Annotated in this window: 13 protein-coding genes and 1 pseudogene; 4 read left to right on the top strand and 10 right to left on the bottom strand. The window is 64.3% G+C overall.

All coding sequences use genetic code 11. The annotated features are described in order from the left end of the window. Positions 1 to 26 precede the first annotated feature (26 nt). The 6 genes from AB2L57_RS03740 to AB2L57_RS03715 form a co-directional block, all read right to left on the bottom strand. Entirely contained in the window at positions 27 to 1,076 is a 1,050-nt protein-coding gene (locus AB2L57_RS03740) for an SDR family oxidoreductase (RefSeq protein ID WP_100809661.1), read from the bottom strand. Then, entirely contained in the window at positions 1,073 to 1,426 is a 354-nt protein-coding gene (locus tag AB2L57_RS03735) for a NifU family protein (protein ID WP_157813848.1), read from the bottom strand. Before AB2L57_RS03735 ends, AB2L57_RS03740 begins: the two co-directional genes overlap by 4 nt. Before the next feature lie 2 nt (positions 1,427 to 1,428). Beyond that, positions 1,429 to 2,433, bottom strand: coding sequence for an amidohydrolase family protein (locus AB2L57_RS03730; RefSeq protein WP_100809659.1), 1,005 nt, complete (start codon positions 2,431 to 2,433; stop codon positions 1,429 to 1,431). Positions 2,434 to 2,456: 23 nt separating this feature from the next. Further along, positions 2,457 to 3,251, bottom strand: coding sequence for an SDR family NAD(P)-dependent oxidoreductase (locus AB2L57_RS03725; RefSeq protein ID WP_100809658.1), 795 nt, complete (start codon positions 3,249 to 3,251; stop codon positions 2,457 to 2,459). A gap of 17 nt (positions 3,252 to 3,268) precedes the next feature. Continuing rightward, positions 3,269 to 4,150, bottom strand: coding sequence for an ABC transporter permease (locus AB2L57_RS03720; protein WP_409048106.1), 882 nt, complete (start codon positions 4,148 to 4,150; stop codon positions 3,269 to 3,271). A 196-nt stretch (positions 4,151 to 4,346) separates the two neighbouring features. Then, complete coding sequence (locus tag AB2L57_RS03715; protein ID WP_409048105.1) at positions 4,347 to 5,336, bottom strand: sugar ABC transporter ATP-binding protein; 990 nt, start codon at positions 5,334 to 5,336, stop codon at positions 4,347 to 4,349. A gap of 191 nt (positions 5,337 to 5,527) precedes the next feature. Here AB2L57_RS03715 and istA point away from each other — a divergent pair, with 191 nt between their 5' ends. Both istA and AB2L57_RS03705 read left to right on the top strand, forming a co-directional pair. Further along, the gene (istA, locus tag AB2L57_RS03710) at positions 5,528 to 7,090 is read left to right on the top strand and encodes an IS21 family transposase (protein WP_409046895.1); all 1,563 of its coding nucleotides are present in this window, start codon (positions 5,528 to 5,530) and stop codon (positions 7,088 to 7,090) included. Beyond that, entirely contained in the window at positions 7,087 to 7,833 is a 747-nt protein-coding gene (locus tag AB2L57_RS03705; RefSeq protein WP_409046896.1) for an ATP-binding protein, read from the top strand. The genes istA and AB2L57_RS03705 overlap by 4 nt, the downstream gene beginning before the upstream one ends. Before the next feature lie 1,192 nt (positions 7,834 to 9,025). Here the strand turns inward: AB2L57_RS03705 and AB2L57_RS03700 are convergent. Genes AB2L57_RS03700 through AB2L57_RS03690 form a run of 3 tightly spaced genes read right to left on the bottom strand, consistent with a single transcriptional unit; the run spans position 9,026 to position 12,734 of the window. Beyond that, positions 9,026 to 10,015, bottom strand: a complete 990-nt coding sequence (locus AB2L57_RS03700) for a TniB family NTP-binding protein (protein WP_292815436.1) — start codon at positions 10,013 to 10,015, stop codon at positions 9,026 to 9,028. Beyond that, entirely contained in the window at positions 10,012 to 11,997 is a 1,986-nt protein-coding gene (locus tag AB2L57_RS03695; RefSeq protein ID WP_409048104.1) for a Mu transposase C-terminal domain-containing protein, read from the bottom strand. Before AB2L57_RS03695 ends, AB2L57_RS03700 begins: the two co-directional genes overlap by 4 nt. A 2-nt stretch (positions 11,998 to 11,999) precedes the next feature. Then, entirely contained in the window at positions 12,000 to 12,734 is a 735-nt protein-coding gene (locus AB2L57_RS03690) for a TnsA-like heteromeric transposase endonuclease subunit (RefSeq protein ID WP_409048103.1), read from the bottom strand. A 331-nt stretch (positions 12,735 to 13,065) separates the two neighbouring features. Between AB2L57_RS03690 and AB2L57_RS03685 the strand changes: the two genes are divergently transcribed. Beyond that, positions 13,066 to 13,488, top strand: a complete 423-nt coding sequence (locus AB2L57_RS03685; RefSeq protein ID WP_409048102.1) for a DUF488 family protein — start codon at positions 13,066 to 13,068, stop codon at positions 13,486 to 13,488. On the opposite strand, the gene AB2L57_RS03680 is transcribed toward AB2L57_RS03685, so the two are convergent. After that, positions 13,474 to 14,319, bottom strand: coding sequence for a hypothetical protein (locus AB2L57_RS03680; protein WP_409048101.1), 846 nt, complete (start codon positions 14,317 to 14,319; stop codon positions 13,474 to 13,476). The genes AB2L57_RS03685 and AB2L57_RS03680 overlap by 15 nt on opposite strands. A 110-nt stretch (positions 14,320 to 14,429) precedes the next feature. On the opposite strand from AB2L57_RS03680, the pseudogene AB2L57_RS03675 reads away from it, so the two are divergent. After that, a pseudogene (locus tag AB2L57_RS03675) lies at positions 14,430 to 15,253 on the top strand (IS3 family transposase); the annotation flags it as partial. Positions 15,254 to 15,282: the final 29 nt, after the last annotated feature.

Here is a 15,282-nt window from a genome sequence, read left to right as displayed (position 1 = left end):
TTCGGCCCACCGAACGGCCTTCTAGTTCAGTTGATGATCCTGGCTTTCCTCAACGCAGTGAGGTGCTCGATGAAGCTGTCGTGCGTGTCAATGCACTCTCCAAACCCGGCTTGGCGAATCTTGATGGTGCTCTGGATCATGCTGAAATCCGTCTGCCACCAACCTTCGATAAACGGCCAGGAAACGAAGTCAGCAAACCCCACGCTCCGAAGCCCGTCACGGACTACCAGTTCGTCCCACTCGTCGTCGCGGTTGGCCATGTGAGCCTCTAGGGAGAGCGGCTGCGGTACGTCATACGGCATGGCGAAGAACTCAGCGATAGCGGGCCACAGTTGCGACCATCTGAAGAGGTCACCATTCGTGACGTTGAAGATCTGCCCTCGCGCGCTTGTGCTGTCAAACGCCCACTCGACGGCCTTGGCCAGGATTCGAGCATCCGTCGCCTGGTGCAGCGCGTCCCACGCCCCCGGGCTTCCCGGAAAGCGGAGAGGGACCCGTTCCTGCTTGCTGAGCATCGCGAAAGCAGCCACCCCGGCAAGGATGTTCATCGGTGAACGGGGCGCGAATCCGATCACGCCGTCGGGTCGCAGAACAGTCCAGGACGATCCTCTCCGGGATGACCAATCCCAGATTGCGTCCTCTTGAGGGTTGTACAAGATCGGTCCGAGAAGCCGCGGATCTGATTCGCGAGCAGGAGTTCGGTACGGTCCGAGATGCTCACCGTATGACTTGCCACCACCGATGAGCACGATCTGCTCGACGGACGCGCGATCTCGGTCGAGCGCCTCCAGCAAGTTCTTGACCATCGCGGCATTCAGAGCCGTGGTCTCACGATGCGAGGAACCTTCGACATACGCCGCGTAGACCACATGGCGGATGTCCCCCAGGGCACCCTTCTCCACACCATTGGCTATTGAGAGATCTCCTCGGATGTTGTGCTCTGGTGCGGCGGCATTGGCCCTACATCCAGTTCTTGAGAGCCCAATGACCTGCCGACCCGCAGCCTCGAGGTAACGCGCAATCGCGCCACCGGTCACGCCACTCGCGCCGACGACGAGGCACCCGTGCCCGGTCACGTGGGGGCACTTTCACCCGGCGCCTGAGCCGTCCGCGATGTGGGCAGTCCGAGTGGTACCGCTGAGTTTGCTCGAACACCGAGACGCCGACGAATGCTCGCCAGAGTCTGGGGCGACGCGCTGATCTGAGGTGCACGGACAGACCGAACCCCCGGCACCGCCTCCACATAGGTCTGGACCAGTCCGGCGTAGGTAACCGCCATCGCAGGGCAACGCTCGCACGCGCCGTAGAACTCGATCGTCACGTTTCCTTCGTCGTCCACCACAGCCGTCATATCTCCCGCGTGGCCGCGGAGGCGCGGACGGACAAACTGGAGGGCACGCTGAAGCTCGTCTGGGTCGACGGCCACGATCAAGCCCCGCTCTGATACTCGGGCGGGATGTCATAGCCAAGACCCCGCGCGAAGCTCAGCCCGAAGACCTTCTCCTTGATCTCTCGCGTGAGCTCGGGATAGCCATATCGCTCCTGGAGTTCTTCCGGCATCTCCAAGTTCGCCCACATGTCGATGTACGACTGGATATCGGGCCAGATGAAGCCCTCCGACCCATACGCGAGGCGATCAGGACCGACGAACAAGAGTGCCTGACCGATGCGGTGGAGCATCGGGTAGGGCTGGAGGAAGTACTGGTTGAACCACAGCGGCAGCAGCAGATGCATGTTCTGGAACCGACCGGCGATTGAGATCATCTCGTCCACGTAGGGATCGCCCATGTGATGGATCCCGAAGTTGAGATCCGGAAAGTCGTAGGCCGCCATCTGGAGGTCGTTCGGCATGAATGCCTCTACCGGATGCATACCGAGGGGATACCCCTTGTGGAACTGCACCATTTTGATACCGAGTTCGAGCGCCTTCTCATACAAGGGATAGGCAACCTCGCGGTCGTCTGCCCGCCAATAGTGATCGCGGTCCTGGTACGTGTAGAACTTGAAGCTGATTGCGCCCATCTCGTGAACTTGGCGCTCCATCTCATGCAGAGCGAAGTCAAGTCCCTGCCAACTCGGGTCGACGCCCCCAGTGAACAGAAGACGCTTCGGATTCTTGCGCGTCAGGTCGTAACACAACTGTGCGGGGCCGAGCGAGTCCTTCCAAGGCCCGAACAGCGGCACGGTCTGCACCATCGCGATGTCCGTGTCAGAGCGCTTGAACAGCTGATCGTTGGCCCAGTCGGGGTCGACCGGGTCGTAGAAGTCCGCCTTAGGCGCTGGGCCACCCTTGCTGGCCATCAGCTCATTGAATCCGGCCTGATTGACGCGATGAGCTACGACGTTCTTTCCGTCCGTACCAGGGGCGATCTGACGATCCGTGAAGTCCTGAGTGTGCACCGCACAGTCGAACACGAACATTCCGTCTTTCATCTGTATCTCCTTAGACCTTCCAGTTACTGAACAAAGTCGCCGTTGGGTTGACCGTTCCAAGCGGTGACGCCGCCGTCAACAGGCACAATGGCACCCGTGATGAACGAGGCGCCGGGCGATGCGAGGAACACGGCAGCGTCTGCGATCTCTACGGCGTCTGCGATTCTCCCGAGCGGGATGAATTTGCCGAATGCCTGCTCGAGACCGGGCAGTGCTTCGAGGTTCCTCACCAGGAGCGGTGTGCGCACGGGACCGGGAGCTATGGCGTTTACGCGCACACCCGCTTTGCCGTAGTCGATCGCCATGCTGCGGGTGAAGTTGACAATGGCGCCTTTCGCGGCGTTATAGGCGGCGTAGTTGAAGTCAGCACCGAGCCCGGACACCGACGCGGTGTTGATGATGGCTCCGCCAGCGGTCTCGAGGTGCGGCAGCGCTGCCCGTGAGACGTAGAAGACGCCGTCCACATCTACGGACATCACCTTCCGCCACAGATCATCTGTGGTCTCGGTCACCGATCCGACTGGGGCGATGCCGGCGTTGTTGACCAGTACGTCCAGCCGACCGAGCTTGCTCACTATGGCGGTGATGTACGCGTCTGCGGACTGAGGATCAGAAACGTCGATCGAAAACGGGACGAGCCGACGACTGAGATCGGAGCCCAGCTCCTGCTCCAGGCGAGCGAAGAGCTCAATCTGCAGGTCTCCCGCCGCCACCGTTGCGCCCGCCTCCAGGAAGCGTCGGGCGATAGCCGCACCGATGCCAGATGCAGCGCCGGTGACGGCGACAACTTTGCCTGCGAAGAGATCAAGTGCCCACATTCCTAGCTGCCCTTTCGTCAGTGCGCGGTGGATCGGCCGCGGGATCGGATCATCGAGATGAGGCGACCGTCGCTCAGCACCGCGAGGATGATGACCGCACCGATGACGACCGGCTGCAGATGTGGGGACACGTTCAGCAGCGTGAGCCCGTTGTTGAGGACACCGATGATGAGAAGTCCAACGAACGTTCCCCACATCGACCCGATACCACCGGCGAGGCTCGCCCCACCGATGACAACCGCGGCGATCACGCTGAGCAAGTCGCTGGAGTTGCCAGCACCAGGCTGTGCCGCGTTCAGACGGGCGCCCACCACAAGGCCTGCCACAGCGGCAAGCAACCCGGCGATCGCGTAGACGCGCAGCTGCATCCGCTTGACTCGAATGCCCGACAGGCGGGCGACCTCTTCGTTGCTGCCGATGGCGTAAAGCGAGCGACCCGCGGGACGGTAGCGCAGCCACAATCCAGCGACGATGAATACAGCGAGCATGAGGTAAACCTGCAGCGAGATCCCCGCCAGGCGGAACTGCGACAGCCCCTGGAACCAGTCAGGCAGTCCAAGAATGGGGGTGCCGTTGGTGAGGTAGAGCGACAAACCGGTCGCGGCGAACATCGTGGCGAGGGTCGCAATGAAGGGCTGGATGTCTCCGTAGGCGATGAGTATGCCGTTGAGAAGGCCGATGCCGGCACCGACGGCGAGACCAACGATGATGGAGAGCCAGAACGGCCAACCGAGGTTCTGATAGGTCACAGCAACGACCATGAAGCTGAACCCGAGCACGGCTGCGACGGACAGGTCGATCCCGCCAAGGATGATGACCAGGGTCGCACCGGCCGCCATGATGCCGATGTAGGACACCTGAACCATGATGTTCACCAGGTTGTTCGGGGTCAGGAACACCGGCGACAAGAACGACATCGCAACGATGAGCAGGATCAGTCCGATGAGCGGTCCCGAGAGGACCTTCAGGCGATTCCTCACCTGCGCGACGCGAATCGCGGAGGTACTCGGCGTGGTGCCGGTATTTGCTCTGGTGGCCGTGTCGTCGGTGACTGGGGTAGACATGAGAACTCCTAAGGAATGTTGGCGAGGCGAGTCAGGACACTGACAACTGCATGACGCGCTCAGGGGTTGCTTCTTCGCGGGACAGGACGGCTCGCTGGCGTCCGCCTGCCACGACCATCACGCGGTGGGAGAGCATGAGGACTTCCTCTAGCTCGGAAGAGACGACGATGACCGCTACGCCCTGGGAGGCGAGGTCGCGAATGATCTCGTAGATCGCTTCCTTGGCGCCGACATCCACTCCTCGGGTCGGCTCGTCCAGAATGAGCACCTTCGGGGTGCGGACCAGCCACTTAGCGAGAAGCACTTTCTGCTGGTTCCCACCAGACAGCAACCCGACCGGCTTGTCGAGATTGCCTCGGATGTCGAGCTCCTTCGTCATCCGCTTCTTGAGCCGATTCAGGAAACGGATGGTGACGAATCCCCGCGGGACGAGCCGGGACTCCCAGGGCAGCGCCATGTTTTCAGCGCTGGTTCGGTTGAGGTTCAACCCCTGCGTCTTCCGGTCTTCGGGGACCATGTAGATACCCGCGGACACGGCATCAGACACCGATCGGATCTTCACGACGCGACCATTCACCGCGACCGTGCCCGAGAAGAAGCGGTCCGCGCCCGCAAGTGACCGCACGATCTCTGTCCGGCCGGCACCGACGAGACCCGACATCCCGAAGATCTCTCCGCGACGGAGTTCGAAGGTGATGTTGTCGAAGCGGTCGGAGCACAGTCCTTCCACGGCAGCTACTACTTCCTCATCGTGAGGTGGGGGTGCGACGTCCCGCTGTGAAAGCTCCCGGCCGACCATTGCTCGGATCATGCCATTGCGGTCGATTTCCTTCGCCGGCCATTCACCGACTTTTCGACCGTCGCGCAAGCAGAACACGCGGTCGGCGATGGCGGAGATCTCATCCAAGCGGTGACTGATGTAGACCACGCCAGTACCGCGCGACCGCAGCACCTCGATCTGCTCGAGAACACGCTTGGTCTCGTTCTGGCCAAGCGAGGCGGAAGGCTCGTCGAAGATCACAAAAGAGGGACGCCGCAAGATGGCTCGGTGAGTATTCGCTCTTCTGAGGGCCACCGATATTGCGGCCGAGGGCCGGTCGCGCAGTGACGGGATCGCTTCGTTGGAGGCCACCAAATATTCGGGTTCAGGGCCATCGTTTCTAGGCTCCTTCTGCCGCGCGGACCTATCGCGCGGCAGAAGGAGTAGTTCGGATGGTACGCAGGATCAAAGCGAAGCTGGTGCTGAGGCTTCGCGCAGAAGGATTCACGGGGCGGCAGATCGCCGCGCAGGGCATGTCCCGCACGAGCGTGGCGGCAGTCATCGACGCCGCTGACCGGGGAGGGATCGGCTGGGACGACGTCGCTGATCTCGACGAAGCCGAGGTGTATGCGCGGCTGTTTCCGGGGCGGGGTGAGCATGACAGTGTTCACGCGCAGCCGGACTGGGAGCGGGTGCATCGTGAGCTCGCCCGTGTCGGGGTGACGCTGAAGCTGTTGCACGGCGAGTACGTCGACGCCTGCCGCACCACGGGATCGACGGCGATGGGGTACGACCGGTTCTGCAAGACCTACCAGCAGCACGTGCTGATCGCCGGGGCCGCGTCGCGGGTCGGTCACAAGGCCGGGCAGACGGTCGAGGTCGACTGGTCGGGCAAGACGATGCAGCTGACCGACCCGGTCACCGGGAAGCAGGCGCGGGTCTACGTGTTCGTCGGCACGCTGCCGTTCTCGAGGTTCGCGTTCGTGGAGCCGACGCTGGACATGAAGCAGGACACCTGGTTGCGCGCGCACGTCGCGATGTTCGACTGGTTCGGCGGCAGTGTTCCGCGAATCGTGCCAGACAACCTGAAGACCGGGGTGCTGAAGCATCCCGCGGAGGGCGAGGTGGTGCTCAACGACGCCTATCGAGAGCTCGCGGCGCACTACTCCGCGGCGGTGCTGCCCGGCCGGGTGAGGAAGCCGAAGGACAAGGCGAGCGTCGAGAACACCGTCGGGAACATCGCGACTTGGGTGATCGCCGGACTCCGGGATCGGCAGTTCGCGACGCTGCCGGAGCTGCGGGCGGCGGTCTATGAGCGGGTGGCCGCTTTCAACGCGGAGCCGTTCCAGAAGCGCGCCGGCTCGCGGCTGGGCGTGTTCGAGGGTGAGGAGAAGCCGCTGCTGCGGCCGCTGCCGCAGGTGCCGTTCGAGATCTCGCGGTGGTTCTACGGCCGCCGGGTGCAGAAGAACGGGCACGTCGTGTTCGAGCGCAACTTCTACTCCGTCCCCTACGTGAACATCGGCCGTAGCGTCGACCTGCGCATCACCGACACCACGCTGGAGATCTTCGACGGCGATCAGCGCCTGACCAGTCATCTGCTCGCCCCGGTGGGGGCCTCGAACGAGTACCGCACCCACGACGCGGACCTGCCGGGCAGGCCCCGCTACCGGCAGTGGGACGCCGACCGGGTTCGGGAATGGGCAGCCCGGATCGGCGAGGACACCACGACGGTGGTGAACCGGATCTTCGAATCGGTGCCCGTCGACGAGCAGGGCCTCGACGCAGCCCTGGCGGTGCTACGGCTGACGCGCCGCTACTCCGCGGCCCGGGTGGAAGCAGCCGCCGGCATCGCGCTCGCATCACGGGTCCGCTCGCCGCGCTACGCGCACCTGCGGCCCATCCTCGAATCGAACCAGGATCACCCCGACGGCAGGAGCCCCTGGTCGGAACCGGCGATAGCGGAGCCCGCAGGCTACGTCCGCGGGGCGGACTACTACGCGGGAGGCGCCCGATGAGCCGGCTCGACTCCGAGACGAAGCGGAAGCTCCGGGAGATGGGCGTCGCGTCGCTGGTCGACGCGCTCGAGGTCCAGGACGACACCCTCACCCTGGGGATGGTGTTCGAGGAGCGCGTGAAACTGGCCGTCGACGACGCCCACGCCGCGTTCAGCCACGCCAAGGTCGAAGGCCTGATCCGGCGGGCGGGACTGCGCTACCCGAACGCGGACCTGCGCCGCCTCGACCTGCTCGAACAACGCGGCCTGGACCGCGGTGTGATCGCCCAGCTCGGCACCTGCCAGTTCATCACCCGTCAGCAGAACGTCGTGTTCCAAGGCTTCACCGGCTCCGGGAAGAGCTACCTCGGATCCGCGCTGGCGAAGCAGGCCTGTCAGCACCGCTACCGGGCGCACTACATCCGCATGCCCGACCTTGAAGAATCCTGGGCCACGGCGAAGGACAAGCCGGCAGGGAAGGAGAAGTGGTTGCGCAAGTACGCCGCTTTCACCCTCCTCGTGATCGACGAATGGCTCCTGGACAGCCCCGACGACAGCGTCCGCGGCATGCTGCTCGAGCTCCTCGAACGCCGCTACGACGCCTCGTCGACGGTGTTCTGCACCCAGTACGCGAAGAAGGACTGGCACCAGCGCCTCGGCTCCGGAGTCCACGCCGACGCGATCATGGACCGCATCGTCCACAACACCATCTGGATCGAGACCGGCGACGTCAACATGCGCGAACACACCGCCACGACGAACTGAGCCCAGCCGGTGAGCGCCACCACCCACCCCGGGTGGCGCTCACCGGCAATACTCACTGGCCCCGAATCCCAATATCGAATGGCCCTGAACCTCAATATCCAGTGGCTCTCAAGAGTCCAAATACTCAATGTCTCTGCTACGACGAGGTCTGGCAAAGGCCTCCGGCGGTCCAGCACGCGGCTCCTTGGAACAGCGATTCCGGCCTCATAAGGGACGATCTGAAGCCGGACGGTGCTGAGGTGCCGGAGCAGGCAGCTTCGGTGCCGCTGGGACGAAGCAATAAGTGCCTTCTCGAGCGTGGCTGGGCGCTTGTTGTTCGCGTTCTGGCGCATGCCGAACGCGGTCTCCACAGCCATCTTCCCTCGTGCCACGATCTGTTCGGCGACCTGGTGGAGCCGTGGGTTCGTGCTGCCGTGCATGACCGTGATGACCGCGGCTTCGAGTGCCCAGACCTGCTCCGCAAGGCTGAACCGCGGGCTCAGGAGGTGGCTCGCGAAGGACAGGTCGGTGAGGATCGTGGTCAGGCGCACGATCTCGGGGTAGGCCGCGAGGAAGACGCTGTCCGCGTCGAGCGAGTCGATCCCGATCACCCCCATCCGATCGACGATCCTCCCCTCAAGTCGCTCGTCGACCGCCCAACACCGAATGAGTGAGGCCGACAGTTGGAGTTCGCCGGTGGTGAGTCCGACGCCGCGCTTCCAAAGGGTTCCGGACAGGCAACGCTCAGCGTGGGCGAACTCCGGAAGCCGCGTCAGGTCGATGTCGGCACCGTCGAAATGCCAGCGCCGGTGGCGGTTACAGACCGCGCCTCCCCGGCTTTGGACAGAGGTCTGCTCGCCTTTCGCGCATCGTCGGCACGCGGTTCGGGCAGCCTGCATGTACCCGCAGCGTTTGCAGAGCGTCGGCTGCCAGGCGTAGTGCTGGCAGCGCACATACATCGCGTTCCTGCGGGCATCGTCCGCGAAGTGCCCGGGCCTGAGACCGCCGAGGCGCTCCGCCCACGCTGCAGCGCGCTCGAGGTTGGGATGCGAGGGCGACATTCCAGCGAGGTCTGTGACGTGGAGCCGAAGATCGCGGGGAGTGAGGGCGTTCGCGGTGGCCAGCCTGCCGAGGAATCCCGTAATTGTTTCGGCGGCCAGGGGCTGCACCATCACTGGTAGCCGGCGCACGCTCCCCGCCGGCGTCGTCACCCTCATGTCGTCGCGGGCACCCGGTCAGGGGCGGCAGCCGGGACGGTGCCGAAGACCGTGTCCAAATCGAGGCGTTCGGTGCCACTGTCGATGGCCTCCATCGCGAGCATGTGCACCATCCCGGTCAGGTCTCCGATCACACCACCAGTCGCGGCGTGTAGATGGCTCGCGTGGCGCAGAATCACCTCGGGATGCTGGTCGATGAGTCCGAGGGAGTCCTCGACCGCGACGAGCAGGTCTGCCCATCCCGCTTTGCCCCTTCCGGTGTTCTCGAACTTGTGCAGGTTCAGGATGTCGAATCGGCTGCTGATCTGCCGTCCGCGGGTACCGTCGAGCAGTCCACTGGCTTCGACGTCGACTCCGGCGTAGACGAACGTGCCGGGGCACTTCTCCGACAGCTGCTTGAGCGTGTCGGACGCTTCACCCATCTGCTTGTACTTCTGGTTGATGTTGTGGATCTCGTCGACGATGATCAGCTCGGTTCCGCAGGCGGCGATCACGCTGGCGACGGTGTTCATCAGCTCTCCCGTGTTGTAGTGCGCACGCACCGGGAGGCCGAGGAAGTGGGCGAACTCTCCGAGCATCAGTTTCGGGGTGCACGAGGGCGGCACCGACACGTAGATCACCGGGATCGAGTTGCCGCCGCTGGCCCGCCCGATGTCACGTCGGCGACGCTCAAACCTGCGAGCAATATGCGAGACCGTGGTGGTCTTGCCGATATTCGGCTCCCCCGACACGATCACACCGAGCTTGCCGTGCGACTTGTACTGGTTCAGCATCAGGCGTCGCAGAATCTCCGTCTCGATCGCCGCGAACTGCGCCGTGTTCACCACCGGGCCGCGAATCATGAACTGCTTGCGAGCTTCACGGTTCATCGCGCGGTCGCCCGGCGACATCGCGTCCAGCTCAGCGCGCGTGATGGGGAGTGGCTTGTCCAAGGACTCGCTGACGAACGCGGACCAACCCTCGCGCGTACTGATGGCCTGAGTCATGTCAGCCGCTCCCACACCCCGTCGTCATCGGTGAGCAGTGAGAAGCCGCCACCGCGTTCCCAGATGACCTCATCTCCGTCAGGCTCGGTCGTTGGCGTCTCTCGGGCGATCGTCTTCGAGACACCTGTCATGTGCATGGGGTCGCGGTTGACCTCGGCCGTGCGGACGGCGCGGTTGCGCTCTTTGCCGGGCCTGACCCATTGGGCGCGTTTCATTCGGTCGGCCAGGTACGCGGCCTCTTCGCGGATCGCTGTGTCCGTGGCCGTGTCGACAGCGTGGGCCGCTTGCCAGATTTCGCCTCCCATCGGCTCGTCGAGGAGGTCGCCGACGCAACGGAATGGCACGAACTCGTCACCGTGCTCGACCCAGACGAATAGTGGATTGTGCGGGTCGTAGCGGATCACGCAAGGTCGGGTGGCGCCCTCTCCGCCCGCACCTGCGGCACGGAGCTCTGTGAGGCGGTTCGAGCGGTAGACGCGCCGCGCATGGTTGATGCCGTAGTCCTGCAGCGTGCAGCGCTTGGCGGGAAGGAACCCGATGAACTCGTCCAGGCCGAAGGGGACGTGCAGCTCGGGTGCGATGCGTCGGTAGGCGCGGAACATCTCGTTCGGTGTGAGCGCCCGACCCGGGAGCATCGGATCGGACAGACCAGCGTGCGGTCGGTTCTGCCACTCGATGGCGATCCAGTCTTCGAGCAGCTCCTGCAGTTGGTTGAGGGCAAGTGCCCTGTCGGTGGGTTCGTCTCGGCCGCGGCGATCGACGCTGCCGCCGGTGAAGCCCTCCAAGTACTGGACGAAGCCGTCCTTGATCGCGTCGAAGCCGCTCTCTACATGGGGTTTGTCGGTGCCGGTCTCGTGTGCCGCGTGGATGAGTGAGATGCCGGCTCGCTCGCAGCCCCGGCGGAATGCCTCTGAACGGCAGATCTTGCCGTTGTCGGTCGTGATTGTCTCGGGGAAAATGTACGGCTGCGCGAGCCGGTGGTGGTCCAGTCGCTCCTGGTCGATCATGAACCGCCCAGTCCATGTAGCCGCGACACGCTCCCGCTGCTCCCGCGCGCCCGGCGGCCGCAGCTCGTAGGGTGTCAGCGCCCGGGCGAGCACTCCCGCGAGGTCCGCGGAGTTCGTTGCGACTGCCCGCACGACTCCCGCGAGGATGGAACGGCACGAGACATCGTGGATGACCGTCAGCTCCGCACGGTTCAGCCGACCGTCCAGCAGTCGCGATGGCACGTCGATGACCGTGGAATCGATCTGCACATGTTCCCCAGGTCGCAACGAACCGTGCACCCCGAACGCTCTACCGGGTTTGTTGGCCGAGGTCTGACGTGACTTCGCGGAGCCGTTCAGCTTCCGTGCCGTGGGATGCGCCGCGACCATCCGGTACAGCGTGCGCTGACTGGGAATGTCGATCGCATCGCCGTAGTCCTCCTCGAGAGTCCATCGCAGTCGGTCGAGTGTCCGGCTCGTCGTCCCCGATGATCGCGTCGTCCCCTTCTCGCCGAGCTCGCTCAGCGCCATGCCAATACGGACGTCGATGTCTCGCTTGCCGCGGTTGAGGTGCCGCGCGTCCACAAGCCCGAGGACACCTTCCGCGCAGTATCTGTGGAACTTGCGGCGGACCGTCTCCAACGAGGTCACGGAAGTCAGTTTCGACATCGCCGTGCGCACGTCCTCGAAGTACACCTTCGCCGGTTGCCCGTTGTCGACCGCGGCTTTGACCACAGCCAAGTGCTCGGCCCACGCATCGACAACGCGTCTCTCCTCATCGTCGAGTCCGTCGAGAATGCGGGCCGCTGAGCCTGTCGCCGAATCCGTGCGGTCCGCATGCCAGGTGACATTCGGCAACCTGACCAGCTCATCGGCGTCGACCATTCGCGTGAAGTCAGCCTCCAGAGAGCGGAGAGTGACATGCCGGTAGTCAGCGGCGATGATCACGAACCGCTGCTCGTCCCAGGTCAGCGTCACACCGATGCCGACCCGCACGATCACGCCGCCTTCGCGACCGTCGTCAACGACAAACGCCGCGACGGGTCGAAGATCAGATCACGCCACCACAGCGCCGAGTAGACCGCACCCAGCGGCTGAGGGACTACACCCTCCAGCAGGCTCGCCCACTCCGACAACCGCGCGGACTCGCCGGAGTGGGCACGCATCACATCCAGGCTCGCCGGGTCGCGCCACCGGTTATACCGGTAGCCGGACAGGAAGCGGAGGTTGCGGCCTTCGCTCTCAGTGATGTCGTGCACGACGAAGTAGTCCCATCCCAGTTCACCGCAGAGCGTCGAGGTCCAGTCGAATACTTCGACGTCATCCGGCTTGATGCGCAGCAGAGGCTTCACATCGATCACCGCGGCCGATCCGTCGCGGAAACGGACGAAGAAGTCGGGCGCGTGGCGTCGAGGTATTCCCGCCCAGTCAATCCACATCGGCTGAGACGCGATCGCAGCGACAGCAGGGTCACGGTCCATCTGCATGAGGGCGACCCGTTCGTACAACGACTCGAACCAGACATGCCCGCCCGTCGCGGCAGCCCAGTACTGGCCCGTGTAGTTCTTCTTGTGCTTCCACGACTTTGGGGTTCGAACCTTGTCGACGGCCTCGAAAGCCACATCGACCACGTCAGCGGAGTCACGACGATGATCCACGCCCCGAAGCACGTACTCGATCTGAGCTTGCGGCGCGTTCACCCTAGTCGCGGGTTCCCAGCGCTTCAACGACATCTGCTCTCCGATCTCGACGAGATGTTCAGTTGGAGAGTCCTCTGACGCCGCCAGAGTACGACTGCGGCGCTACGTTCGCGTCAAGACACGCCCGCGCGTGCGATGTAACAGATATATTCGTTGCATGGAGCTCGCCGCACGGAGTGATGAGTCACTCCTAGCGCTCGCCCATCAGGTGCGGCAGGAACAACTGCGCCGTCGCGGCAGCACACACGTCTGCACCGTCTGCGGGACCGAGTTCGTCGCCCGCGCGGGTGCGAGAACCTGCTCGACAACCTGTCGAGTTCGGGCGCAACGGGCGCGAACCAACGCGAGCCAGAAGGAGCATGGAGTGATCGGTATCGGATACGAAGGGCTCAGCCTCGACCAAGTGGTTGCGCGCCTGAAGCTGAAAGGAATCGAGACGCTCGTTGACGTCAGGCTGACTCCCCTCTCCCGCAAGCCGGGCCTGTCGAAGCGGGCGCTGTCCGAAGCTTTGTCGGCTGCGGGCATCCGCTACATTCACGACCGTCGCCTCGGCAACCCGAAGGACAATCGGGCCGCATACGCCGACGCTACGTCGGACGCTGGCGCCGCAGCCCGAGCCAGCTATCGCGCTCTCATCACGAGCGGTGACGGCGCCGATGCTGTGCGTGAACTGGCAGCCCTCGCGGAGAAGCAGTCCGTCGCCGTTCTGTGCTTCGAAGCCGACGAAGCTCACTGCCACCGTGAGCAAGTCATCGCCGCCGTGACGGACGCATCAGTCCTCGTCTAGGTCGAACAAGCCGACGCTGGTGCCGATGCCTTCCGGCGGGTAATACACCCCGAGCACGCTGAAGCTGTGGCGCTTGCGCGCATCCTCGAAATTGCCCATGAAGAACGAGGTCTGCCGGCCCGGAGCGAACATCTGAGCGTGGAACCTCCGCTCTATCTGGGCAATAGCATCGGCGTCGTTCTCGCGACGTAACCGACCCTGCAACGCCGTGAGTTCCCAGTCCAGGATCTGACCGACATGCCGCGGGCAGCCATCAGCGGTGCAGAAGTACTCGTAACGGGCGATGAAACGCGGCGCCTTCAACTCAGCGGGCGTCTTCGCCGCATCTCCGAAGAGGGACAACGGTGCAAGGTTGGCTGCCGCGGCGATGCGCTCCTTCTGCGCCTCGGCCCAATCTCCGAACGGTTCAACCTTCAGTCGATAGACCGACTTCACGGTGACCATTCCGAGTGACGGTGCGTCATGGTGCTCGGAAGCCGCGGCGCTCAACGCGCACGTCGACGTGCGCGCGACTCGCTCCATGAACGGCTGACGGTCCTTCCAGTCGTCGAGGTGCCTAACGATTCTGATGCTGTCGATGTCTGGCCTGTAGCTCTCAGGCCGGCTGTCTTTGGTCTCCCGCCGCACCTCGACGTCGATCAGGTCGAACTTCTTGAACTGCTGCTCGACACCCATCCAGCGGAACGCGAGCGGATAGAGACGGATCCACTCGGCCCGTCCCCCGTCGACCCGAATGCCGGCGACGCACACCGTGTCGCCGTACTTCGCCGACGGCTGAGGCGATGCCTTCACGGTGATGAGCACCCGCGCCGTCTCTGATCTGACCTGCATGCGCAAACCATACGAGCGGGGTCGGACTGGGCTGACCCCGTTTCGTAGGTCCAGTCGTTATGAGAGTCGTCCTGTTGTCCGCGGTCGCGGGCAGGGAGACTGGTCAGATCATGACGAACAGCAGGAAGCGTCACACCCCGGAGCAGGTCGTCCGTAAGCTCGGGCAGGCCGACAGGATGCTCGCCGACGGTCAGGACGTCGCGGCGGTGTGCCGGGAGCTCGTGGTGTCCGAGCAGACGTACTACCGGTGGCGGAACCAGTACGGCGGCCTCAAGGCCGACGACGCAAAGCGCCTGAAGGAGCTGGAGAAGCAGAATGCGACCCTGAAGCGTCTGCTCGCGGAAGCGGAGCTGGAGAAGGCCGCGCTCAAGGAGCTGGCTGAGGGAAACTTCTAAGCCCGGACAGGCGCCGCGCCGCCGTCGATCACCTCAAGCGCAAGCTGCGGGTGAGCGAACGGATGGCGTGCCGTCTGGTCGGGCTGAGCCGCTCCGCGTATCGGCGACCGCTCAAGGGCGACACGGTCGCGGACCCGGATCGGGCGTTCAGGGAGTGGCTGCGCGCCTGGGCGAAGGACCATCCCCGCTACGGGTACCGGCGGGCGTATCACGACGCCCGCGCCGAGGGGTGGGTGGTGAACCACAAGAAGATCCAACGCCTGTGGCGTGACGAAGGGCTCCGGGTCCCGCAGCGGCGTCGACGCAAGCGCGTCGGGTCCTCGACCGTCGACGCGCCGACGGCGGACGCGCCGAACGTGGTGTGGGCAGTGGACTTTCAGTTCGACGCCGACGAGCACGGCCGACCGATCAAGATCTGCTCGATCGTCGACGAACACACCCGGGAGTGCATCGGCGGCCTCGTGGAGCGCTCGATTACCGCCGACCGACTCACCGCCCACCTCGAGGACCTCGTCGCCGCCCGGGGCGCCCCGGCGGTGTGAATCGCGCTGGGTTTCGTTCCGTTCTT

It is taken from the genome of Microbacterium sp. HA-8, from assembly GCF_046111165.1.
Lineage (GTDB): Bacteria > Actinomycetota > Actinomycetes > Actinomycetales > Microbacteriaceae > Microbacterium.
The sequence above is the reverse complement of the archived record's forward strand: the minus strand, read 5'-3'. Positions and strand labels throughout refer to the sequence as shown.